The sequence below is a fragment of the Pseudomonas sp. JL27(2026) genome (assembly GCF_056933555.1).
Map to the genome: position 1 here is coordinate 1,234,801 of NZ_CM167794.1, position 23,835 is coordinate 1,258,635.

The following is a 23,835-nucleotide window of genomic DNA, read 5'->3' on the forward strand; positions in this document are numbered from 1 at the left end:
TCTGTCGGAACCGGATCTAATGTGGGAGCGAGCTTGCTCGCGAAGGGGCCATTACATTCAAAATTGATGTTGGCTGATACACCGCTTTCGCGAGCAAGCCCGCTCCCACATTAGAACCGGTTCCTACAGGGAGTGGTCGTTGTCAGTTATTTTCCGCCACTGCCCGCGACGCTTTCGCCGCCGCGTGTCAGGTAATAGGCGCCGAGAATCGGCAGCATGGTCACGATCATCACCAGCATCGCCACCACGTTGGTCACCGGTACATCGCGCGGTCGGCTGAGCTGGTTGAGCAACCACAGCGGCAAGGTGCGTTCGTGGCCGGCGGTGAAGGTGGTGACGATGATTTCGTCGAACGACAGCGCAAACGCCAGCATGCCGCCGGCCAGCAGCGCCGAGCCCAGGTTCGGCAGGACGATGTAGCGGAAGGTTTGCCAGCCATCGGCCCCCAGGTCCATTGAGGCCTCGATCAAGCTGTGCGAAGTACGGCGCAACCGGGCGATGACGTTGTTGTAGACGATCACCACACAGAAGGTCGCATGGCCGACGATGATGGTGAACATTCCGGGCTCGATGCCCAGCGTCTTGAAGGTCGCCAGCAGCGCGATACCGGTGATGATCCCCGGCAGCGCAATCGGCAGGATCAGCATCAGCGAAATGCCCTGCTTGCCAAAGAACTCACGTCGGTACAGCGCTGCCGATGCAAGGGTGCCCAGGACCATGGCAATCACGGTGGCAATAGCGGCAATCTCTGCCGATAGCTTGATCGCTTCCAGCACGTCGGGCCGCGAGAACGCCACGCTGAACCACTTCAGGGTGAAACCCTGGGGCGGAAAGCTGAACGCCGCGTCTTCGGTGTTGAAGGCGTACAGGAAGATGATCAGGATCGGGAAGTGCAGGAACGCCAACCCGCCCCAGGCTGCGATTTTCAGGCCCAGGGACGCTGAGTCGCCCTGTTTTACCGACTCTTTTTTTCTTGAATCAGAGCGCATCGAAGGCCCCCAGGCGTTTGACGATGGACAGGTAAATGGCGATCAGCACGATGGGCACCAGCGTGAAGGCGGCGGCCATCGGCATGTTGCCGATGGCGCCTTGCTGGGCGTACACCATGCTGCCGACGAAGTAACCTGGCGGACCGATCAGTTGCGGCACGATGAAGTCACCCAGGGTCAGCGAGAAGGTGAAGATCGAGCCGGCCGCAATGCCCGGGACCGTCAGCGGCAGAATCACCTGCATGAAGGTTTGCCGTGGCTTGGCGCCCAGGTCGGCGGAGGCTTGCAGCAAGGACGGTGGCAGACGTTCCAGCGAGGCCTGGATCGGCAGGATCATGAACGGCAGCCAGATGTAGACGAACACCATGAAACGCCCCAGATGGGAGGTCGACAAGGTGCTGCCGCCCACGCCCGGAATTCCCAGTACGAACTGCAACGCCGGCTCCAGCCCCAGGTGCTGGACGAACCATTGCGCCACGCCGCCCTTGGCCAGCAGCAGTGTCCAGGCATAAGCCTTGACGATGTAACTGGCCCACATCGGCATCATCACCGCGATGTAGAAAAACGCCTTGGTCTTGCCGGTGGTGTAGCGCGCCATGTAGTAGGCGATGGGGAATGCGACGATGGCGCTGGCAATCGACACCACGATGGCCATGCTCAAGGTGCGCAGGATGATGTCGAAGTTGGACGGGTTGAACAGTGCCGCGAAGTTCGCTAGGGTCAGCTCGGGCGTGACCGACATGGTGAAATCGTCGAAGGTGTAGAAACCCTGCCACAGCAGTGTCAGCAACGAGCCCAGGTAGATCGCGCCGAACCAGATCAGCGGCGGCACCAGCAGCATCGCCAGGTACAGGTTGGGCCGGCGATACAGCAGGTTGGAAAACCGGCGCAGCGGCGAGCCGCCCGACGGAGTGTGCGTCATGGTCAAGGTGTTCATCTCACACCCCGCTCGCAACGGTGTCGTGCAGCGGGATCATCGCCTCGCGAGCCCAGCGTGCGCTGATGCGCTGGCCGGTTTGATGCTGGGTGCTGATGTCCAGCCATTGGTTGTTGGCCTGGCTGATGTTCAGGGTCTGGCCGTTTTCAAGCTTCATCTCGTAACGCGTGGCGCTGCCCTGATACTGAATATCGTGGAGCAGGCCGCTGACTTCGATTTCATGGCTGGCCTTGGGGCCTTCGGCGAAACGCACGTGTTCCGGGCGGATCGAAAACGGCTGTGAGTGGCCGCTCAGTTGTTGCGCCAGATCACCGCGAATCACGTTGGAGGTGCCGACGAACTCGGCAACGAAGGTGGTGGCGGGTTTCATGTACAGGTTGCGCGGGGTGTCGACCTGTTCGATGCGGCCCTTGTTGAACACCGCCACGCGGTCGGACATCGACAGCGCCTCGGTCTGGTCGTGGGTGACGAAGATGAACGTGATGCCGAGCTGGCGCTGGAGCTTCTTCAGCTCGCCTTGCATTTGCTCGCGCAGCTTCAGGTCCAGTGCACCCAACGGCTCATCGAGCAACAGCACGCGCGGACGATTGACCAGCGCGCGGGCCAGGGCCACGCGCTGGCGCTGGCCGCCGGACAGTTGCACGGGTTTACGGTCGCCGTAACCGCCAAGGGCAACCATCTCGAGGGCATCGATGGCGCGCTTGAGGCGCTCGGTTTTGCCGACACCCTTGACCTTCAAACCGTAAGCGACGTTGTCGCGAACGTTCATGTGCGGGAACAACGCGTAATCCTGGAACACGGTGTTCACGTCGCGCTGGTAGGGCGGTAAACCGGCCGCTTCAGCCCCGTGAATACGGATCGAACCGGCGCTCGGCTGTTCGAAACCGGCGATCAGCCGCAGGCAAGTGGTTTTGCCCGAGCCGGAAGGGCCGAGCATGGAAAAGAACTCGCCGTCCTGGATGTCGATGGAAACCCGGTCTACGGCTTTCACTTCGCCGAACTGACGGGAAACGTTGGTGAACTGGACTGCAAGCGTCATGGTGCGGTGCTCCAAAAAGGCGAGGGTCGTCGCAGCGGCCCGGCCTGGACTTCTGAAAATCAGTCATTCGAAAATCAGCTTTGTTTTTGACAAAGCGTGGAATAGGCAAAGTCGTTTCGGGAGCGTAGCGAGCGGTGATCAGCCGTGTCCGGCCAGCGCGCAGCACCCGCAGCGTACGTCAGTACGTGAGGATGCGAGCACTGCCTGGGCGCGGCTGGTCGACGCGCAGTAGCTACCGGAATGACTTTTAACGACCGCCCATGATCGCGATGTAGTCCTGGGTCCAGCGGCTGTACGGCACGAACTTGCCGCCCTCGGCCTGCGGGGTTTTCCAGAAGGCGATTTTGTCGAACTGGTCGAACCCGTTGGTTTTGCACCCTTCGGCGCCCAGCAGTTCGCTGCCCTTACAGGCTGCCGGTACCGCTGGCAGCGAGCCGAACCAGGCCGCTACGTCGCCCTGGACTTTGGGTTGCAGCGACCAGTCCATCCACTTGTAGGCGCAGTTGGGGTGCTTGGCCTCGGCGTGCAGCATGGTGGTGTCGGCCCAACCCGTGACGCCTTCTTTCGGGATGGTCGAGGCCACGGGCTGCTTGTCGGTTTGCAGGCCGTTGACCATGTAGCCCCAGGTGCTGGAGGCCACGACGCCTTCGTTCTTGAAGTCGCTCATTTGCACGGTCGCGTCATGCCAGTAGCGGTGGATCAACGGTTGCTGGGCGCGCAACAGGTCGAGCACGGCCTTGTACTGGGTTTCGGTCAGTTCGTAAGGGTTCTGGATACCCAGTTCCGGTTTGGTCGACTTGAGGTACAGCGCCGCGTCGGCGATGTAGATCGGGCCGTCATAGGCCTGCACGCGACCCTTGTTGGCTTTACCGTCCGGCAGGTTTTGTGCGTCGAACACCACGCTCCAACTGGTGGGCGCTTCTTTGAACACGTTGGTGTTGTACATCAGCACGTTCGGGCCCCACTGATAAGGCGTGCCATACACCTGTTTGTTGACCACGTACCACGGCCCGTCCTTGAGGCGAGGGTCGATGTTTTTCCAGTTCGGGATCAGTGACGTATTGATCGGCTGCACACGCTTGCCAGCGATCAACCGCAGCGAGGCGTCACCGGACGCGGTGACCAGGTCGTAACCGCCCTTGGCCATCAGGCTGACCATCTCGTCCGAGGTGGCGGCCGTTTTGACACTGACCTTGCAGCCGGTTTCTTTCTCGAAACCGGTCACCCAGTCGTAACTCTTGTCGCTCTCGCCACGTTCGATGTAGCCCGGCCACGCAACAATATCCAACTGACCTTCGCCAGCACCCACGGCTTTGAGCGGTTCGGCGGCCTGAATGCTGGCGCTGGCCAGCAACGCGGTGGTGATTGCACTGAGCAGTGCGGTCTTGTGCACGAACATGGGGTTTCCCTCTTCTTTAATTATGGTCGGGGCAGTTTTGAACGTGATTGAGCGAGCCTTTTCGGCTTTTTATTAGCTTAGTTCCGTTATTTCAGGTCATTGCCGTGGCGCGCCATGATGTGCCGCACCACGCTGTAGTCCTGGAGCGAATCGCTGGATAAGTCTTTGCCATAACCCGAGCGCTTCAAACCGCCGTGGGGCATCTCGCTGACCAGCATGAAATGGCTGTTGATCCAGGTGCAGCCGTATTGCAACCGCGCCGCGACCTGCATGGCCTTGTCCAGGTTCTGGGTCCAGACCGAGGAGGCCAGGCCGTATTCCGAGTCGTTGGCCCAGTCCACCGCTTGTTCCAGTTCCTCGAAACGGGTCACGGTGACCACTGGTCCGAACACTTCGCGCTGGACGATTTCATCGCTCTGCTTGCAACCGGCCAACAGGGTTGGCTGGTAATAGAAACCGGCACCGGAATGCACGGCGGCGCCGGTCACCCGTTCGATGTGTGGCTGGCCGAGGGCGCGCTCGACAAAACTGGCCACGCGGTCGCGTTGGCGGGTGCTGATCAGCGGGCCGATCTCGTTGTCGGCGTCGCGCTTGCCGGCAAAGCGCAGGCTGCTGACCGCGGCACCCAATTCAGTCACAAGCTTGTCGTGAATGCCCGCCTGGGCGTAGATGCGGCATGCGGCGGTGCAGTCTTGCCCGGCGTTGTAATAGCCGTAACTGCGCACGCCTTCGACCACGGCTTGCAGGTCGGCGTCGTTGCAGACGATCACCGGGGCTTTGCCGCCCAGTTCCAGGTGTGTGCGTTTGAGGGTCTTGGCGGCGGCCTGGAGGATTTTCTGCCCGGTGACGATGTCGCCGGTCAGCGAGACCATGCGCACTTTCGGGTGGCTGACCAAATGGCTGCCGACGCCTTCACCGCCACCGCAGATGATGTTGATCACCCCGCGCGGCAGGATCTCGGCCAGCATCGGGGCGAGGGCCAGGATCGACAGCGGCGTGTGTTCTGAGGGCTTGAACACCAGCGTGTTGCCAGCGGCGAGGGCCGGGGCGATTTTCCACGCGGCCATCATGATCGGGTAGTTCCACGGTGCAATCGAGGCGACCACGCCAATCGGGTCGCGACGGACCATGCTGGTGTAGCCCGGCAGGTATTCGCCGCTGAGCTGGCCGGTCTGGCAGCGTACGGCACCGGCGAAGAAACGGAACACATCGACGGTGGCGTTCAAGTCGTCCTGGCGGGCCAGATGCAAGGGTTTGCCACAGTTCAGCGATTCGAGGCGGGCAAGGAGGTCGGCGTGTTTCTCCACCGCAGTGGCGATGGCCAACAGGATGTTCGAACGTTGCTGCGGCGTGGTGCGCGACCAGCCGGTAAACGCCCGGTGGGCGGCGAGAATGGCGGCTTCGACCTGCTCGGTGCTGGCTTCTGCGATGTGGGTCAGCACTTCCCCGGTGGCGGGGTTGAGGATCGGCTCGACAAAGCCCTGGCCTGCGACCAATTCACCATCGATCAGTAATGCGGTGAACAACGGAGTCTGCGCGCCAGTCATTTTTCGAGGTCTCTTTTCTTGTATGGCCATGGTGCTCCCGGTGACTGGGGGCCCGACCTTGTCTTATTGAAGTAGAGACTAGAGGCCTGGGCTGAGGACGACAAATACCAAATACTGAAAGCGGCGTTCGATTAAATAGATGGCTTGCGCCCGGCGTGGGGTTGTTCCCGGGCAACCGTCAGGAACGGGTCGACCAGCGCCGGGCGGGCGGTACCACGGCGCCATGCAAGGCCCACGTCGAGGGTCTGGCTCAGATCGGCGAGGGGGCGCGCCTCGATGATGTCGCCTTCCAGCGACCACGGGCGGTAAGTCATGTCCGGCTGGATCGACACCCCAAGTCCGGCCGCCACCAGGCTGCGCACCGCTTCGGTGGAGGCGGTGCGTAAGGTGATGCGCGGTTGCAGGGAGGCTGCTGACCACATGCGCTGGGCATTGCGGTCCATCTCGTCGACATTCAATTGAATCAGCGGCTCGCGGGCGACATCGGCGAGGTTGATGCTGTCGTGTTCCAGCAGCGGATGCTGGGCCGGCAGCCACAGGCGATGGGGCGAGTGGGTGAGGACCTCGGTCTGCAAGGCGTGGCGGTCTTCGAGATTGGACAGAATCAACACCCCGACATCGATTTCGCCGCTGACCAGCAAGTGCTCGATGTACGGACGCTCGTCTTCCATCACGCGGATGTCGACGTTGGGGTAAGCGCGCTGGAAGCGGGTGAGCAGATCCGCCAGGTAGTAACCGGCCACCAGGCTGGTCACGCCGACGATCAGTTGGCCGGCGACTTGGTCGGTGCTCTGTTGCAGGCTGCGCTTGGCGTTGTCGACGGTGGCCAGAATCAGGTGCGCCTGACGCAGGAACTGGTGCCCCTGGTGGGTCAGGGTCATGCCTTTGGCGTGGCGGTTGAACAGGTTGACGCCGATCTCCTGCTCAAGTTGCTGGATCGCCAGGGTCAACGTGGATTGAGAAATGAACACCGCTTGGGCTGCGGCCGAAATCGAGCCGGTTTCGGCCACGGCAATGAAGTGCCGGATCTGACGCAAGGTCATCATGGTGAAAATACCCGGTGGGCTGTTTTTATAGATTTGCCCGAGTGTATATCGTTTTTATCGATGGCAAAGCCTGAGTGCTGATCGGTTGGCAACAGGTGAGCAACATCTGGAAGCACTCTTGCGGGCGAGGGCGGGGCACTTTCGAACTAGGCTGATGGCCTTATGAGTCTGGTTAAAACCCTTGTCTGGAGGCAGAAAATGAACACCCGTGGTTTGCTCGATCAACTCCTCAAGTCCGGTCAGGATCTGTTGCAAAACAAGGCGAGCGGTGCTCAGCACAAGGGCTCCGGCTCGCCCAAAAGTGCACTGGGCAGTTTGCTGGGCGGCAGTTCTGGTGGGCTCGGCAATTTACTCTCCGGCGCCGGTGGTGGGGCGCTGGCTGCCGGGGCAATGGGCCTGCTGCTGGGCAACAAGAAAGCCCGGCAGTTTGGCGGCAAGGCACTGACTTACGGCGGCCTCGCCGCGTTGGGCGTTCTGGCTTACAAGGCTTATGGCAACTGGCAGGCCCAGCAGGGCACGGCCCCACAAACCGCGCCGCAGACCCTCGACCGCTTGCCGCCCGCACAGGCCGAGCAACACAGCCAGGCCATCCTCAAGGCACTGGTGGCGGCGGCCAAGGCGGACGGTCATGTTGATGAGCGCGAGCGTGCGTTGATCGAGGGCGAATTCATCAAGCTCGACAACGATCAGGAACTGCAACGCTGGCTGCACGCCGAACTGAACAAACCGCTGGACCCGGCCGATGTCGCCCGCGCCGCCAGCACCCCGGAAATGGCCGCCGAAATGTACATCGCCAGCGTCATGCTGGTGGACGAAGAGAACTTCATGGAAAAGTCCTACCTCGACGAACTGGCGCGCCAGCTCAAGCTGGAACCGGGATTGAAGCTGGAGCTGGAAAAACAGGTGCGTCAGGCTTCGATGTAAGTTGCCACGCCGCCTTCGCGAGCAGGGATTTGCTGCGAACCTGGCCTCTGGGTGCTGCGCCGGGAAAATGTGGGAGCGAGCCTGCTCGCGAAGCGTTTCAGCAGCACCCTATCCCCCAATGACCAATCCACGGTCCATTTCTGCCAAATCAACACTGGCAACCCTCACCCCATCTAGCGGAAAGTCCCATTCCAGAGCCCGTCATGTTTTTTTGCGATCAAGGTGGGGCTGTGAGCATCCGTCTTATAAATGAAACACGGCCCTCGGCTATACTCCCCTCCATTTGAATGGCCCCGAGGACTGACTGTGAAGAACTGGACGTTACGCCAACGCATTTTGGCGAGCTTTGCGGTGATTATCGCGATCATGCTGTTGATGGTCGTGGTGTCGTTTTCCCGGCTGTTGAAGATCGAATCCAGTGAAGAAACGGTCCGCACCGACGCGGTTCCGGGAGTGTATTTCAGCTCGATGATCCGCAGTGCCTGGGTCGACAGTTATGTCATGACCCAGCAGATCGTCGGCCTGTCAGGGCATCGCGAGATGACCAGCGCCGATCTGGAGCTGTACAAGAGTTTTGAAGAGCGCTTGGGCCAGGAAATAGCCAACTATCAAGGCACTATTTTCGACCCGGCGGATAAAGCCTCCTTCGACGAGTTCGAGGTGCGTCACCAGGCCTTCAATAGTGAGCTGAAGAACGTCATCGACCTCTATCAGCGCAAAGAGTACGAGCAAGCACGTGTGGCGCTGGAACAAAAGCTCGCGCCGGCCTGGGTCAATGGTCGCAAGCAGTTGAATGGAGTGATCGAGCGTAACCGCGCTCAGGCAGAAAACTCCACGCTGGCCATTGGTGATGCGGTCACCGCAGCCAAGATCAGCATGGGCATTTCGCTGCTGGTCGCGATCATTGTCGCGAGCCTCTGTGGGTTGTTGCTGATGCGCGCCATCATGGCGCCGATGAATCGCATCGTGCAGATCCTTGAAGTCATGCGCACGGGTGACCTCAGTAGTCGCCTGAACCTTGAGCGCAAGGACGAGTTCGGTGCCGTGGAAACCGGCTTCAACGACATGATGACCGAGCTGACGTCGCTGGTGTCCCAGGCCCAGCGCTCGTCGGTGCAGGTCACCACCTCGGTGACTGAAATCGCCGCCACGTCCAAGCAGCAGCAGGCGACCGCCACCGAAACCGCCGCCACCACCACCGAAATCGGCGCGACCTCGCGGGAAATCGCCGCGACGTCCCGCGATCTGGTGCGCACCATGACCGAAGTCTCCACCGCCGCCGACCAGGCCTCGGTGCTGGCCGGTTCCGGGCAGCAAGGCCTGGCTCGCATGGAAGACACCATGCACTCGGTGATGGGCGCGGCCGATCTGGTCAACGCCAAACTGGCGATCCTCAATGAGAAGGCCGGCAACATCAACCAGGTGGTAGTGACCATCGTCAAGGTCGCTGACCAGACCAACCTGCTGTCGCTGAATGCCGCCATCGAGGCCGAGAAGGCCGGTGAGTACGGTCGCGGTTTTGCCGTGGTTGCTACCGAAGTGCGGCGTCTGGCGGACCAGACTGCCGTGGCTACGTACGACATCGAACAGATGGTCCGCGAGATCCAGTCGGCGGTATCGGCCGGGGTCATGGGCATGGACAAGTTCTCTGAAGAAGTGCGCCGTGGCATGTCCGAAGTGCAGCAGGTCGGCGAGCAGCTGTCGCAGATCATCCACCAGGTTCAGGCGCTGGCGCCGCGGGTGTTGATGGTCAACGAAGGCATGCAGGCCCAGGCCACCGGTGCCGAGCAGATCAACCACGCGCTGGTGCAGTTGGGTGATGCCAGCAGCCAGACTGTCGAGTCCCTGCGCCAGGCCAGCTTTGCTATTGATGAACTGAGCCAGGTGGCCGTGGGGCTGCGTAGCGGCGTCTCGCGATTCAAAGTCTGATGAGTGAACTGTCGGCCAAACGCGGCGTGGAGCCAGCGTCGAAACAGGCACTGTTCCTGGTGTTCCGTATCGGCGAAGAACGCTATGCACTGCAAGCCACCGAGGTGGTCGAAGTGCTGCCGCGCCTGCCATTGAAACCCATCCCCAGGGCGCCAGCCTGGGTGGCAGGGGTGTTTGCCTATCGCGGCGCGGTGGTGCCGGTGATCGACCTCAGTGCGCTGACCTTCGGGCAACCGGCACAGGCGCGCACCAGTACCCGGCTGGTGCTGGTGCATTACCGACCGGATGACGCCCGGACCGCACAGCAACTGGGGCTGATTCTTGAGCAGGCGACCGATACCCTGCGCTGCGCCCCGGAGGATTTTCAGCCTTATGGCCTGGACAACCGTCAGGCGCCGTACCTGGGGCCGGTGCGCGAAGACGCGCAGGGGTTGCTGCAATGGGTGCGGGTGGCGGACTTGCTCGACGCCCAGGTTCAAGCGCTGTTGTTCCCGACGCCGCCGCTGGACCTGACGGCGCTGGAGGCGCAGTCATGAGCAGCGATCAGCGGTTTTTCGATTTTCTCAAGGAGCGTATCGGCCTGGACGTGGCGTCCGTAGGCCCGGCGATCATCGAGCGGGCGGTCCGCCAGCGCAGCACCGCCCAGCGTGCGATGAGCACCGATGAGTACTGGCATCTCCTGCAAGGCTCGCGCGACGAACAACAGGCATTGATCGAAGCGGTGATCGTCCCGGAAACCTGGTTTTTCCGTTACCCGGAATCGTTCGCCACCCTGGCGAAACTGGCGAGCAAGCGCCTGGCTGAAATCAACGGCATGCGCGCCCTGCGAATCCTCAGCCTGCCATGTTCCACCGGCGAAGAGCCGTACTCCATCGCCATGGCCCTGTTCGATGCCGGGCTCGCGCCGCATCAGTTCAAGGTCGACGGGCTGGACGTCAGCCCGCTGTCGGTTGCGCGCGCCAAGCGTGCGCTGTACGGCAAGAACTCCTTTCGCGGGCAAGTGACGAACTTTCGCGAGCGTCACTTCAGCGCTGAAGAAGACGGCGAGCGTCTCAGCGAACGGGTGCGCGAGCAGGTGCGTTTGCAGGTCGGCAATCTGCTGGACCCAACACTGCTGGCCAACGAGCCCGCCTATGACTTTGTCTTCTGCCGCAACCTGTTGATCTATTTCGACCAGCCGACCCAGCAGCAGGTCTTCGAAGTGCTCAAGCGCCTGACCCATGTCGACGGCGTGCTGTTTATCGGCCCGGCCGAGGGCAGTTTGCTGGGACGCTTGGGCATGCGCTCGATCGGTATACCCCAGTCGTTTGCCTTCAGCCGCCATAGCGAGCCTGAGCCCGAACCGCTGCAGCGTTTCGTGGCGCCACCCCTGCCGGTACGCCAACCGGTGCGCAGCGTGACGCCGCCCGTGCGCAACCGGCCCTTTTCCACACTCGCTCCCGTGCCCGCGCTGAACCGTGCGCCAGTGCCTGCCAGCGATGCGGCGACCCTGCTCGCGAGCATTGCCGCGTTGGCCGACGAAGGTAAAAGTGCCGAAGCACGCATCGCGTGTGAGCAGTACCTGAGCAGCCACGAGCCGGTGGCCCAGGTATTTTACTGGTTGGGCCTGCTCAGCGATGTCGCGGGCAGCGCCCTCGAAGCCCAAGGTTTTTATCGCAAAGCCCTGTATCTGGAGCCCCAGCACCCGGAAGCCCTGATGCACCTGGCGGCGTTGCTGGCGTCCCAGGGCGATGCCGCGGGAGCCCGTCGCTTGCAGGAACGCGCCGCCCGCAGTGAACGCACCGCTGACAGTGAGGGCAAACGATGATCGGTTCTGTTTCGTTGAACGTCACCCATGACGATGCCCAGGCGATTGACGACTGCTGGAACCGCATCGGCATCCACGGTGACAAGTCGTGCCCGCTGCTGATCGAACACATTCATTGCCGCAACTGTGCGGTGTATTCCGCTGCTGCCACGCGTTTGCTCGACCGCTATGCCTTGCAGCAGGACGACCGCGTCCAGGTGTCGGCCGCTGTCGAAACCGATGTGGCGACCCGCTCACTGCTGATGTTTCGCCTGGGCGAGGAATGGCTGGGACTGGCCACGCGAACCCTGGTGGAAGTCGCGCCGTTGCAACCGGTCCACTCCTTGCCGCACCAGCGTTCGCGCGCGTTGCTGGGTGTTGCGAACGTGCGGGGTGCGCTGGTGGCGTGCCTGTCGCTGGTCGAACTGCTTGGGCTTGAGGCGACCGACAGCGTTGCCACGGGCTCGCGCGTGATGCCGCGCATGCTGATTATCGCCGCCCACGGTGGTCCGGTGGTGGTGCCGGTGGATGAGGTCGACGGGATTCATGCCATTGACGAGCGCATCCTTAACGCTGCATCCCTCTCCGGCACGCAGGCCAGTGCCAAATACACCCGTGGCGTGTTGCCGTTCAAGGGGCGCAGCCTGCGCTGGCTGGATGAAGAGCAATTGCTGTCCGCCGTGACCCGGAGCCTGACATGACCCCCGATCAAATGCGCGACGCATCGTTGCTGGAGCTGTTCAGCCTGGAGGCCGAGGCCCAGACCCAAGTGCTGAGTGCAGGCTTGCTGGCGCTGGAGCGCGACCCGACTCAGGCCGATCACCTTGAGGCCTGCATGCGCGCCGCGCACTCGCTCAAGGGCGCCGCGCGGATTGTCGGCGTGGACGCCGGGGTCAGCGTCGCTCATGTGATGGAAGACTGCCTGGTCAGTGCCCAGGAAGGTCGCCTGGGCCTGCAAGCCGAACACATCGATGCCTTGCTGCAAGGCACCGACTTGCTGATGCGTATTGCGACCCCCGGCACCGAGGTCGATGCGGGGGCCATTGAGGCCTACGTCGCGTTGATGGCGCAGTTGCTCGATCCGTCGGCCGTGGTGGTTGCAGCGTCGATCATCGAAACGGTTGCCCCGGTGATGGCCGAGTTGCAACTCGGCGCACCAGCGATTGAGCACGATACCCTGCCTGCGGATGCCGAACCGGCCAGCGTTATTGACGCACCGGGTAAAGCCAGGCGGGTCACCGAGGGGGGCGAGCGGGTGTTGCGGGTGACCGCCGAACGCTTGAACAGCCTGCTCGACCTGTCGAGCAAGTCGCTGGTCGAAACCCAGCGACTCAAACCGTACCTCGCGACCCTGCAACGCCTCAAGCGTATACAGAGCAACAGCCTGCGGGCCCTGGAAAACCTTAACGTGCACCTCAAGGAGCACGCGTTGAGCCTTGAGGCCCAGGAATCCCTGAACGATGCCCGACGCTTGCTGGCCGAGTCCCAGCAGGTGCTGGCGGAGAAAACCGCCGAGCTCGACGAGTTTGGCTGGCATGCCAGTCAACGCGCACAGGTGCTGTATGACACCGCGCTGGCCTGTCGCATGCGGCCCTTTGCCGATGTGCTGGCCGGGCAGGTGCGCATGGTCCGCGACCTGGGCCGCAGCCTGGGCAAGCAGGTACGGCTGGAGGTCGAGGGCGAAAAGACTCAGGTCGACCGCGACGTGCTGGAAAAGCTCGAAGCACCGCTGACTCACTTGCTGCGCAACGCAGTCGACCACGGCATCGAAATGCCCGAACAGCGCCTGCTGGCCGGTAAACCCGCCGAAGGCCTGATCCGCCTGCGAGCCTCGCACCAGGCCGGGCTACTGGTGCTGGAGCTCAGCGATGACGGCAACGGCGTTGACCTGGAGCAGGTGCGTCGCAGCATCGTCGAGCGTCAGTTGTCGCCCGCCGAGACGGCGGCGCAACTGAGCGAAGAAGAGTTGCTGACCTTTCTGTTCCTGCCCGGGTTCAGCCTGCGTGACAAGGTCACCGAAGTGTCCGGACGTGGCGTCGGCCTGGACGCGGTTCAGCATATGGTCCGCCAGTTGCGCGGGGCGGTGGTGCTGGAGCAGACGGCGGGCGAGGGCAGTCGTTTCCATCTCGAAGTGCCGCTGACGCTGTCGGTGGTGCGCAGCCTGGTGGTCGAGGTCGGCGAGGAGGCCTACGCGTTTCCGCTGGCTCACATCGAACGCATGTGCGACCTGGAGCCTGACGACATCGTTCAGGTCGAGGGCCGTCAGCATTTTTGGCACGAAGGCCGGCATGTCGGCCTGGTGGCGGCCAGCCAGTTGTTGCAGCGCCCGGCGAACCAGGCCCCGCAAGCGACCCTCAAAGTGGTGGTCATTCGCGAGCGCGATGCGGTGTATGGCGTGGCGGTCGAGCGCTTTGTCGGCGAGCGCACGCTGGTAGTGTTGCCGCTGGATGAGCGTCTGGGCAAGGTGCAGGACATTTCCGCCGGGGCCTTGCTCGATGACGGCTCTGTGGTGCTGATCGTCGATGTCGAAGACATGCTGCGTTCGGTGGATAAACTGCTCAATACCGGGCGTCTTGAGCGTATTTCCCGCCAGAGCCAGCAGGCCGCGCACGTGGCCCGCAAGCGGATTCTGGTGGTCGACGACTCGCTGACGGTGCGCGAATTGCAGCGCAAGCTGTTGCTCAATCGCGGCTACGATGTGGCGGTGGCCGTGGACGGCATGGACGGCTGGAACGCCCTGCGCGCCGAGAACTTCGACCTGCTGATCACCGACATCGACATGCCGCGCATGGACGGTATCGAACTGGTGACCTTGCTGCGTCGCGACAACCGTTTGCAATCGCTGCCGGTGATGGTGGTCTCCTACAAGGACCGCGAAGAAGATCGACGCCGTGGACTGGACGCCGGAGCCGACTATTATCTAGCCAAAGCCAGTTTTCATGACGACGCCCTGCTTGATGCAGTGGTTGAGCTCATAGGAGGAGCGCGGGCATGAAGATCGCTATCGTCAACGACATGCCCATGGCCGTCGAGGCCCTGCGCCGAGCCTTGGCGTTTGAGCCGGCGCATCAGGTGGTGTGGGTGGCGAGCAATGGCCTTGAGGCGGTGCAGCGTTGCGCCGAACTGACCCCGGACCTGATTCTGATGGACCTGATCATGCCGGTGATGGACGGCGTGGAGGCGACCCGGCGGATCATGGCCGATACCCCGTGTGCCATCGTCATTGTGACCGTCGACCGTGAACAGAATGTCCACCGGGTGTTCGAGGCCATGGGCCACGGCGCACTCGATGTGGTCGACACCCCGGCACTTGGCGCAGGGGACCCGAAGGACGCGGCGGCGCCGTTGCTGCGCAAAATCCTTAATATTGGCTGGCTGATCGGTGAGCGCGGTAATCGCGTGCGCTCGGCGCCTGCGGCCCTGCGCAGCATGGGCCAGCGGCACAGCCTGGTGGCCATCGGTTCGTCTGCGGGCGGCCCGGCGGCGCTTGAGGTTTTGCTCAAGGGCCTGCCCCGCGATTTTTCGGCGGCGATTGTGCTGGTCCAGCACGTCGATCAGGTGTTTGCCGCCGGCATGGCCGAATGGCTCAGCAGTGCCTGTGGCCTCAAGGTGCGTTTGGCCCAGGAGGGCGAGCCACCGCAAAGCGGCACGGTGTTGCTTGCAGGCACCAATCACCATATACGTCTGTTGAGAAATGGCACGCTGGCGTATACCGCCGAGCCGGTCAACGAGATTTATCGGCCCTCGATCGACGTGTTTTTCGAAAGTGTGGCCACTTACTGGAATGGCGATGCGGTCGGCGTACTGCTGACGGGCATGGGCCGCGATGGTGCACAGGGATTGAAACTGATGCGCCAGCAAGGGTATTTGACCATTGCGCAGGATCAGCACAGCAGTGCGGTGTACGGCATGCCGAAAGCGGCTGCGGCCATCGACGCGGCAGTGGAAATTCGCCCACTGGACAAGATTGCGCCACGATTGCTGGAGATATTCGCCAAATGACGCTCATCATCCGCTGTCCTGGCTCAGGTAGAAATTCAGGTGACCGCACATGAATGATTTACAGCTCGACGATTTCAAAACCGATGAAAATGCCGCGATGGTGCTGTTGGTCGATGACCAGGCAATGATCGGTGAGGCGGTTCGCCGCGGGTTGTCGAACGAGGAAAACATCGACTTCCATTTCTGTGCCGACCCCCATCAGGCGGTTGCCCAGGCTGTTCGCATCAAGCCGACGGTGATCCTCCAGGACCTGGTCATGCCGGGGCTGGACGGTCTGACGCTGGTGCGCGAGTACCGCAATCACCCGGCCACCAAGGACATTCCGATTATTGTCCTGTCGACCAAGGAAGACCCGCTGATCAAGAGCGCGGCATTCGCGGCGGGTGCCAACGATTACCTGGTCAAGCTGCCGGACAACATCGAGCTGGTGGCCCGCATTCGCTATCACTCCCGTTCCTACATGACCCTGTTGCAGCGCGATGCAGCTTACCGGGCGCTGCGTGTCAGCCAGCAGCAGTTGCTCGACACCAACCTGGTGCTGCAACGGCTGATGAACTCCGACGGCCTGACCGGGCTTTCGAACCGCCGGCATTTCGACGAGTACCTGGAGCTGGAGTGGCGAAGGGCGCAGCGCGATCAGATACAGCTGTCGTTGCTGATGATCGATGTTGACTACTTCAAATCCTATAACGACAGCTTCGGCCATCTGGCGGGCGATGAAGCCCTGCGCAAGGTCGCCGACACGATCCGCGACGCGAGCAGCCGACCGTCGGACCTGCCCGCGCGTTACGGCGGCGAGGAGTTTGTCCTGGTGCTGCCCAACACCTCGCCGGGCGGAGCACGGCTGGTGGCGGAAAAGCTCCGTCAGACCGTGGCCGCGCTGAACATTCCGCACGTCTACCCGGCCGAGGGCGCGAGCCTGACCATCAGCATCGGGCTCTCGACCATGACCCCGCAGCCGGGCAGTGATTGCCGGCAATTGATCTCGGCGGCAGACAAGGGCCTGTACCTGGCCAAGAACAATGGGCGCAATCAGGTGAGGGTCGAATGAGCCAATGGGTTCATTCGTTGCTAAAGCCGCCAGGCGGGCTGCCGTGACAGTCTGATTACGTTATACTCGCCGGCTTTCAAAAGTTCGCCAACGAGTGCTGCCCGCCATGGAAATCAACCCGATCCTTAACAGTATCAAGGACCTGTCCGAGCGCTCCGAAACTATTCGGGGGTATCTTTGACTACGATCAAAAGCATGAGCGTCTGACTGAAGTCAATCGCGAGCTTGAAGATCCGAATGTCTGGAACAACCCGTCGTACGCTCAGGAACTGGGCCGCGAGCGGTCCCTGCTGGCTCAGATCGTCGAAACCCTCGACGAAATGCACACCGGCCTGGCCGACGCCAAAGACCTGCTGCTGATGTCCGCCGAAGAAGAAGACCAGGCTGCCGTCGATGACGTCGCTGCCGAAGTCGAGCGTCTGCGCGAGGCCTTGGAAAAACTCGAATTCCGTCGCATGTTCAGCGGTGAGATGGACGCCAACAACGCTTACCTGGATATCCAGGCCGGCTCTGGCGGTACCGAGGCTCAGGACTGGGCCAACATCCTGCTGCGCATGTACCTGCGCTGGGCGGACAAACGCGGTTTCGATGCCACGATCATGGAACTGTCCGCCGGTGAAGTCGCCGGGATCAAGGGCGCGACGGTGCACATCAAGGGCGAATACGCCTTTGGCTGGTTGCGTACCGAAATCGGCGTACACCGCCTGGTGCGCAAGAGCCCGTATGACTCGGGCAACCGTCGCCACACCTCGTTCTCGGCTGTGTTCGTGTCGCCGGAAATCGATGACAACATCGAAATCGACATCAACCCGTCGGACCTGCGCATCGACACCTACCGTTCCTCCGGTGCCGGTGGTCAGCACGTAAACACCACCGACTCGGCCGTACGTATTACTCACGTACCGACCAACACCGTGGTCAGTTGCCAGAACGAACGCTCCCAGCACGCCAACAAAGACACCGCGATGAAAATGTTGCGGGCGCGCTTGTACGAGCAGGAAGTGCAGAAACGCAATGCCGCCTCGCAAGCCCTGGAAGACACCAAGTCCGACATTGGCTGGGGTCACCAGATCCGCTCCTATGTACTTGATGCGTCGCGAATCAAGGATTTGCGCACTAACATCGAACGCAGCGACTGCGACAAGGTGCTCGACGGCGACATCGACGAATACCTGGTGGCCAGCCTTAAACAGGGCCTGTAAACCACCAGTCAAGACCTTAAGTCCCCCGTCATCGGCGGGGGCAACGAACCTGTGATGGAATTTTTAAAGACATGAGCGACCTAGAACTCGACCCGCAAGCCCTGCAACAGGAAGAAAACTCCCTGATCGCCCTGCGCAAGGAAAAGCTGGCTGCCGAGCGCGCCAAGGGCAATGCCTTCCCGAACGACTTCCGTCGCGAAAACTACTGCGATGACTTGCAGAAGCAGTACGCGGACAAGACCAAGGAAGAGCTCGCAGAGGCTGCAATCCCGGTCAAGGTTGCCGGTCGCATCATGCTCAACCGTGGCTCGTTCATGGTGATCCAGGACATGACCGGTCGCATCCAGGTTTACGTCAACCGTAAAACCCTGTCCGAAGAAACCCTGGCCGCAGTGAAAACCTGGGACATGGGCGACATCATTGCCGCTGTGGGCACCCTGGCCCGCTCCGGCAAGGGCGACCTGTACGTTGAAATGACCGAAGTGCGCCTGCTGACCAAGTCGTTGCGCCCACTGCCGGACAAGCACCATGGCCTGACCGACACCGAGCAGCGCTATCGCCAGCGCTACGTCGACCTGATCGTCAACGAAGACGTGCGCCAGACCTTCCGCGTGCGTTCGCAAGTCATCGCCCACATCCGCAGCTTCCTGATGCAGCGTGACTTCCTGGAAGTCGAAACGCCGATGCTGCAAACCATTCCTGGCGGTGCGGCGGCCAAGCCGTTCGAGACTCACCACAACGCGTTGGACATGGAAATGTTCTTGCGTATCGCGCCTGAGTTGTACCTCAAGCGGCTTGTTGTGGGTGGGTTTGAAAAGGTGTTCGAGATCAACCGCAACTTCCGTAACGAAGGTGTTTCGACTCGTCACAACCCTGAATTCACCATGTTGGAGTTCTACCAGGCCTACGCCGACTACGAAGACAACATGGACCTGACCGAAGAACTGTTCCGCGAGCTGGCGCAGCTGGTTCTGGGCAGCACCGACGTGCCGTACGGCGACAAGGTGTTCCACTTCGGCGAGCCGTTCGTGCGCCTGTCGGTGTTCGACTCGATCCTCAAGTACAACCCTGAGCTGACCGCCGATGATCTGAACGACATCGACAAGGCCCGCGCCATCGCCAAGAAAGCCGGCGCCAAGGTGCTGGGCTTCGAAGGCCTGGGCAAGCTGCAAGTGATGATTTTCGAAGAGTTGGTCGAGCACAAGCTGGAACAGCCGCACTTCATCACCCAGTATCCGTTCGAAGTGTCGCCGCTGGCCCGTCGCAACGATGACAACCCGAACGTCACCGACCGTTTCGAGCTGTTCATCGGTGGCCGTGAAATCGCCAACGCTTACTCCGAGTTGAACGACGCGGAAGATCAGGCTGAGCGCTTCATGGCGCAGGTGGCCGACAAGGACGCCGGCGACGACGAAGCCATGCACTACGACGCCGACTTCGTTCGCGCGTTGGAGTACGGCATGCCGCCAACGGCGGGTGAAGGGATCGGCATCGACCGTCTGGTGATGCTGCTGACCAATTCACCGTCGATCCGCGACGTGATCCTGTTCCCGCACATGCGGCCGCAAGCGTAAGTGTTTCGATAAATAAGCCGCCTAATTCAGGCGGCTTTTTATTGCCTGTCTGGTACAAACGTATCAATTGGTTACTTTTGAAGTAAGAGAGGAATACCTGTCGTGAATCGCGCAATTGCTGAAGAAGGTGCAGCGGGTATCGCCACTGCGGTCGCTGAAAGTGTTCAGTACCAAGGCCGCAAGGCCAGCCGACAGGGCAGCGAGCAGCGCCGACAGGAAATTCTCGACGCGGCGATGCGCATTGTCGTGCGCGATGGCGTGCGGGCCGTACGCCACCGTGCCGTGGCGGCCGAGGCCTGCGTGCCGTTGTCGGCCACCACGTATTACTTCAAGGACATCGATGACCTGCTCACCGATACCTTCGCCCAATACGTCGAGCGCAGCGCGGCGTTCATGGCCAAGCTGTGGGCCAACAATGAAGGTCTGCTGCGTGAGCTGGTGGTCAGCGGTGATGGCAGCCCGGAGTCGCGCTCGCAGTTGGCGGACGACATTGCGCGGCTGACGGCGGACTACGTCAGCCGGCAGTTGATCAACCGTCGCGAGCATTTGATGGCCGAACAGGCCTTCCGCCAGGAAGCCTTGCTCAACCCGCGCCTGGCGCTGTTGGTGCGCTCGCACCAGAAAATTCTCCTGCAGGGCACCTGCCAGCTTTTCCAGGTATTGGGTTCACGGGAGCCACAGCAGGATGCCAAAGTGTTGACGGCTATAATCGGACGGATGGAATATCAGGGCCTGCTCAACGACGCAGAGCCGCTGGGCGAGGAAGACATGCTCGGTATCCTCAACCGGTACATGCATTTGGTCCTCGCGTCGGTGTAACGATCAGCAGCATCCCTGTGGGAGCAAGCTTGCTCGCGATAGCTATCTGGCATTCAACATCTGTGTTGCCTGACATGCCGCCATCGCGAGCAGGGTCGCTCCCACAAGGGCCAGTCTTACTAAAGGCTTTAAACAGGAGTTTCGGGTGGACGATTACCAGCAGACGATACGCACCTTGTCCGATCGCATTGTGCTGGCACAGACGCCGATCCGCGTTCTCGATGCGGTCAAGTGGGACGAGAACGTCCGCAAAGGATTCCTGAAGGCCAAGGGCAAGGAAATGCCGGCCGTGGACCGCGACTATTACCTGAACCGGCCACTGTCCTTTGATTCGAGCAAGGTGAAGCTGGAGTTCCAGAACATTGAGCGCGACATCACCCGCCAGCTCGGTCAGTTCAACCCGGTCGGGCAGATCATGCGGCGCATGTGCAAGGAATACCGCATGGTGGTGCGCATGCTTGAAGCGCGTGGCACCGAGGATTTCGGGCTGATTTCCCAGGAGTTGTACGGCGCGGCGTCCGACGCCTTCCACGCCGGCGACCCGACCCTGGCCGACCTTGGCCTGATGATGTCCGATTACCTGAACAACATCGATGGTCGTGGGGATCTCAAGGACGAACCGAAGATCCTCACCGCCAAAGATGCAGTACATCTGCTGCAAACCCGCTTGAACAAAGTGTTCGGTGAGGCCGAGGAAACCATTCGGGTGTTCGAGTCCGACGGGATCGTCGCGGATGCGGCGGCCGGTGCCGATTACATCAAGATCCGCACGGACGCGATGTTCAATGATCGTGATGTACGGGCCCTGGAAGTTCACGAAGGGCTGGTGCACGTAGGCACCACCCTCAACGGCCTGAACCAGCCAATCTGCACCTTCCTGTCCAAGGGGCCGCCGTCGTCAACCGTGACCCAGGAAGGTCTGGCGATTCTGATGGAAATCATCACCTTTGCCTCCTACCCAAGCCGATTGCGCAAGCTGACCAACCGTACCCGTGCCATTCACATGGCCGAGGAAGGCGCGGACTTCTTGCAGATCTTCGAATTCTTCCGCGAGCAAGGCTTCGAGATGGCTGAAAGTTACAGCAATGCCAGCCGGGTTTTCCGTGGTTCGGTGCCCAATGGGCTGCCATTTACCAAAGACTTGTCCTACCTCAAGGGCTTTATCATGGTTTACAACTACATTCAGTTGGCCGTGCGTAAAGGCAAACTTGAGCAGATCCCGTTGCTGTTTTGTGGCAAGACCACCCTGGAAGACATGCGCACCTTGCGTCAGTTGGTGGATGAGGGGCTGGTGGAACCGCCAAAGTACTTGCCGGCGCAGTTTCGCGACATGAACGCGCTGTCGGCCTGGATGTGTTTCTCCAACTTCCTGAATCACCTGAGCCTGGACCGGATCGAGGCGGATTACTCGAATATCCTCTAAGGGCAGCAAGATCCAGTGTGGGAGCGGGCTTGCTCGCGAAAGCAATCTGACATTCAACATTGATGTCGACTGTTACAGCGCTTTCGCGAGCAAGCCCGCTCCCACAGGTTCGTGATTCAACTCATTTATACGGGGTTTCAACGGATGAGAATCCTCGGCATCCTTTACCTTCTCCTGACCCTCGGCGGTTGCAGCTCTTTGCTGTTCTATCCCGATCCCGGTCTGCCGTTTACCCCGCAAAAAGCCGGGCTTGAATACCGCGACATCACCCTGACCACCGCCGATGGCCTGAAACTGCACGCCTGGTGGCTGCCGGCCAAGAACGGCGTGGCGGTCAAGGGCACGGTCCTGCATTTGCATGGCAATGGCGGGAATCTCTCGGGGCATCTGGGCGGTAGCTGGTGGCTGCCCAAGCAAGGTTATCAAGTGCTGCTGATGGATTACCGGGGGTATGGCCTGTCTCAGGGCGCGCCGAGTTTGCCAGCGATCTATCAGGACATTGATGCCGCGTTCAAATGGCTCGATAAAGCGCCTGAGGTCCAGGGCAAACCGCTGGTACTGCTGGGCCAGAGCCTGGGTGGCGCCCTGGCGATTCACTATCTGGTGGAACACCCGGAGCGCCAGCGTCAACTCAAGGCGTTTGTCCTTGATGATGTGCCCGCCAGTTATCGCGATGTCGGCCGTTATGCCTTGAGTACGTCGTGGTTGACCTGGCCGTTTCAGGTGCCGTTGTCCTGGCTGGTGCCGGACGCCGACAGTGCAATCAATGCCATGCCACGGCTCAATGGCGTGCCTAAATTGATCTACCACAGCATTGATGATCCGATCGTGCCTCTTTCCAACGGCATCCGTCTGTATCAAGCTGCGCCCCCGCCGAAAGTGCTGCAATTGACGCGTGGTGGCCACGTGCAGACATTCGCCGACCCGGTCTGGCGAACAGTCATGCTGCGCTACCTAGACGACCCGCAGCATTTCAACGGCCTGCGCCGGTTGGGAGAAATCCCCAACTACCCGGCTCCCCCGAATTCAGAAGTTGAACCCCCAGAGAGTCCGCAATGAGTGAAGAACGTAACGCCATCCCGATGATCATCACTGGTATCTGCAGCATCATCGGCACCGTGGGGTGCCTGTGGTACTACGGCTACCTGCATTTCGCCAAGCCCGAAGACGCGTTGCTGCTCAACGACTTCACCATGCTCAAGACCGTGCCGGGCGAAGACTATAAAGTCTCCCTGCAACCGGCCGCCGAAGTCGCCCAGTGCATCGATGGCGTGCTGGTGCTGTTTGATACCGAGCAAAAAGGTCTGACGGGCGTGTTGGTCAACAGCCAGAAAAAAGCCGTGCGTTGCATGGGGCAGGAAACGCCACAACTGGAGCAGTAACTGCAGTCAAACACCCTTCAGCGCTCACCAAAGAGCTCATGCGGGGGCGAGCTTGCGATGGCAATCATGTTGACCGTTAAACCTGTCTGGCGGGCAAGCCTCGCTGCTCCAGAAAGCAAGCACAAAAACAGCCGCGCCTGATCAAATCAGGCGCGGCTTTTGTACGGGCCGTCCACCTGGAAGTTTTGGGCGTAGGTGCCCATGTTATGGTTGTACAGCGCTCAGGCGCCTCCACGCTATAACAGGCAAGCCCCCGCCATTGGCCTCGAGAAACCTTCGTTGCTCCCACTAAATCGTTGTTTTTAATCAGTGTTTGTCAGGGGATGAATACGCTGAGGAGGGCGAGTGCTTTTTTTCCGAAAACCGGCAAAAAAGGCAGGGTTTACGAGGGCGAGTCAGTGTTTCGGTTTGTCGTTTTGCGACGATAAATCGTGCAGATGACGACGGGACAACGCAAGAAAACGTGGGGTTGGACCGACATCTTCGTACAGCGGATCCCCCTCTTCGTCGGTGGCGATCACCTGTGGGCCCTTAATGTAAGGGAAGCTCGCTTCGAGCTCCTCGAGGGCGGCGCCAATCAGTTCGCCCAGCAGTTCCTCGGGGTGGCGTTTGGGGTACATCTCGGTGAGCGCCGCCAGCCGCGCGGCGGCTTCGACGTCCAGGTGAATGGTATAGCCGGTCTGGGTCAATCGGCCCTTGGCGTTCTCTTCCCAATGCTGGGCAAGCTCACGGATTTTCATGATGACCTCAATGAGCACCTGCTCGTGGCGGGGTGTGATGAGTGTC

At 61.0% G+C, this 23,835-nt stretch carries 21 protein-coding genes; 14 read left to right on the forward strand and 7 right to left on the reverse strand.

All coding sequences use genetic code 11. The features are described from left to right. Positions 1–146 precede the first annotated feature (146 nt). The 6 genes from AC1Z1G_RS05580 to AC1Z1G_RS05605 form a co-directional block, all read right to left on the reverse strand. Positions 147–989, reverse strand: a complete 843-nt coding sequence (locus tag AC1Z1G_RS05580; protein ID WP_483625542.1) for an ABC transporter permease — start codon at positions 987–989, stop codon at positions 147–149. After that, positions 979–1,926: an ABC transporter permease gene (locus tag AC1Z1G_RS05585; protein ID WP_483625543.1), complete on the reverse strand. Its 948-nt coding sequence runs from the start codon at positions 1,924–1,926 to the stop codon at positions 979–981. Before AC1Z1G_RS05585 ends, AC1Z1G_RS05580 begins: the two co-directional genes overlap by 11 nt. 1 nt (position 1,927) lies before the next feature. Continuing rightward, positions 1,928–2,965: an ABC transporter ATP-binding protein gene (locus tag AC1Z1G_RS05590; protein WP_483625545.1), complete on the reverse strand. Its 1,038-nt coding sequence runs from the start codon at positions 2,963–2,965 to the stop codon at positions 1,928–1,930. 247 nt (positions 2,966–3,212) lie between these two features. Beyond that, positions 3,213–4,364 (reverse strand): putative ABC transporter substrate-binding protein YdcS, encoded by a 1,152-nt coding sequence (gene ydcS / locus AC1Z1G_RS05595; protein ID WP_483625546.1) that lies wholly within the window; start codon positions 4,362–4,364, stop codon positions 3,213–3,215. 86 nt (positions 4,365–4,450) lie between these two features. Next, positions 4,451–5,941 carry a gamma-aminobutyraldehyde dehydrogenase gene (locus tag AC1Z1G_RS05600; RefSeq protein WP_483625547.1) on the reverse strand — a complete coding sequence of 497 codons (1,491 nt, stop codon included), beginning with the start codon at positions 5,939–5,941 and terminating at the stop codon, positions 4,451–4,453. A gap of 101 nt (positions 5,942–6,042) precedes the next feature. Next, positions 6,043–6,957 carry a LysR family transcriptional regulator gene (locus AC1Z1G_RS05605; RefSeq protein WP_347904363.1) on the reverse strand — a complete coding sequence of 305 codons (915 nt, stop codon included), beginning with the start codon at positions 6,955–6,957 and terminating at the stop codon, positions 6,043–6,045. A 198-nt stretch (positions 6,958–7,155) separates the two neighbouring features. Here AC1Z1G_RS05605 and AC1Z1G_RS05610 point away from each other — a divergent pair, with 198 nt between their 5' ends. From AC1Z1G_RS05610 to AC1Z1G_RS05675, 14 genes are all read left to right on the forward strand, one after another. After that, positions 7,156–7,881 (forward strand): tellurite resistance TerB family protein, encoded by a 726-nt coding sequence (locus AC1Z1G_RS05610; protein WP_483625549.1) that lies wholly within the window; start codon positions 7,156–7,158, stop codon positions 7,879–7,881. 306 nt (positions 7,882–8,187) lie between these two features. Then, positions 8,188–9,810 (forward strand): methyl-accepting chemotaxis protein, encoded by a 1,623-nt coding sequence (locus AC1Z1G_RS05615; protein WP_483625550.1) that lies wholly within the window; start codon positions 8,188–8,190, stop codon positions 9,808–9,810. Then, on the forward strand, positions 9,810–10,346 hold the full coding sequence (locus tag AC1Z1G_RS05620) for a chemotaxis protein CheW (RefSeq protein ID WP_483625552.1): 537 nt from the start codon (positions 9,810–9,812) through the stop codon (positions 10,344–10,346). Before AC1Z1G_RS05615 ends, AC1Z1G_RS05620 begins: the two co-directional genes overlap by 1 nt. Continuing rightward, a complete protein-coding gene (locus tag AC1Z1G_RS05625; protein ID WP_483625553.1) occupies positions 10,343–11,617 on the forward strand; it encodes a CheR family methyltransferase in 1,275 nt (424 codons plus the stop codon). The genes AC1Z1G_RS05620 and AC1Z1G_RS05625 overlap by 4 nt, the downstream gene beginning before the upstream one ends. Continuing rightward, positions 11,614–12,297, forward strand: a complete 684-nt coding sequence (locus AC1Z1G_RS05630; protein WP_483625555.1) for a chemotaxis protein CheW — start codon at positions 11,614–11,616, stop codon at positions 12,295–12,297. The genes AC1Z1G_RS05625 and AC1Z1G_RS05630 overlap by 4 nt, the downstream gene beginning before the upstream one ends. Then, positions 12,294–14,591, forward strand: a complete 2,298-nt coding sequence (locus tag AC1Z1G_RS05635; protein ID WP_483625556.1) for a response regulator — start codon at positions 12,294–12,296, stop codon at positions 14,589–14,591. The genes AC1Z1G_RS05630 and AC1Z1G_RS05635 overlap by 4 nt, the downstream gene beginning before the upstream one ends. Continuing rightward, positions 14,588–15,598, forward strand: coding sequence for a chemotaxis-specific protein-glutamate methyltransferase CheB (gene cheB / locus AC1Z1G_RS05640; RefSeq protein ID WP_483625558.1), 1,011 nt, complete (start codon positions 14,588–14,590; stop codon positions 15,596–15,598). The genes AC1Z1G_RS05635 and cheB overlap by 4 nt, the downstream gene beginning before the upstream one ends. Before the next feature lie 49 nt (positions 15,599–15,647). Further along, positions 15,648–16,649: a diguanylate cyclase gene (locus AC1Z1G_RS05645; protein ID WP_483625560.1), complete on the forward strand. Its 1,002-nt coding sequence runs from the start codon at positions 15,648–15,650 to the stop codon at positions 16,647–16,649. Positions 16,650–16,755: 106 nt separating this feature from the next. After that, positions 16,756–17,851, forward strand: a protein-coding gene (prfB, locus tag AC1Z1G_RS05650) for a peptide chain release factor 2 (protein WP_347904371.1) whose coding sequence is annotated in 2 segments (ribosomal slippage) — positions 16,756–16,827 and positions 16,829–17,851 — 1,095 coding nt in all. Because the reading frame shifts where the segments join, the coding sequence is not laid out codon by codon here. A 71-nt stretch (positions 17,852–17,922) separates the two neighbouring features. Then, the gene (gene lysS / locus AC1Z1G_RS05655; protein ID WP_483625562.1) at positions 17,923–19,425 is read left to right on the forward strand and encodes a lysine--tRNA ligase; all 1,503 of its coding nucleotides are present in this window, start codon (positions 17,923–17,925) and stop codon (positions 19,423–19,425) included. Positions 19,426–19,527: 102 nt separating this feature from the next. Next, a complete protein-coding gene (locus AC1Z1G_RS05660) occupies positions 19,528–20,244 on the forward strand; it encodes a TetR/AcrR family transcriptional regulator (protein WP_483625564.1) in 717 nt (238 codons plus the stop codon). A gap of 145 nt (positions 20,245–20,389) precedes the next feature. Then, positions 20,390–21,667, forward strand: a complete 1,278-nt coding sequence (locus tag AC1Z1G_RS05665) for a flavohemoglobin expression-modulating QEGLA motif protein (protein ID WP_483625565.1) — start codon at positions 20,390–20,392, stop codon at positions 21,665–21,667. Positions 21,668–21,811: 144 nt separating this feature from the next. Further along, positions 21,812–22,726, forward strand: a complete 915-nt coding sequence (locus AC1Z1G_RS05670; protein ID WP_483625567.1) for an alpha/beta hydrolase — start codon at positions 21,812–21,814, stop codon at positions 22,724–22,726. Next, entirely contained in the window at positions 22,723–23,049 is a 327-nt protein-coding gene (locus tag AC1Z1G_RS05675) for a PA3694 family proteiin (RefSeq protein WP_483625569.1), read from the forward strand. Before AC1Z1G_RS05670 ends, AC1Z1G_RS05675 begins: the two co-directional genes overlap by 4 nt. Before the next feature lie 395 nt (positions 23,050–23,444). Here AC1Z1G_RS05675 and AC1Z1G_RS05680 read toward each other — a convergent pair whose 3' ends face one another. Then, positions 23,445–23,789 (reverse strand): pilin assembly protein, encoded by a 345-nt coding sequence (locus tag AC1Z1G_RS05680; RefSeq protein ID WP_483625571.1) that lies wholly within the window; start codon positions 23,787–23,789, stop codon positions 23,445–23,447. Positions 23,790–23,835 lie beyond the last annotated feature (46 nt).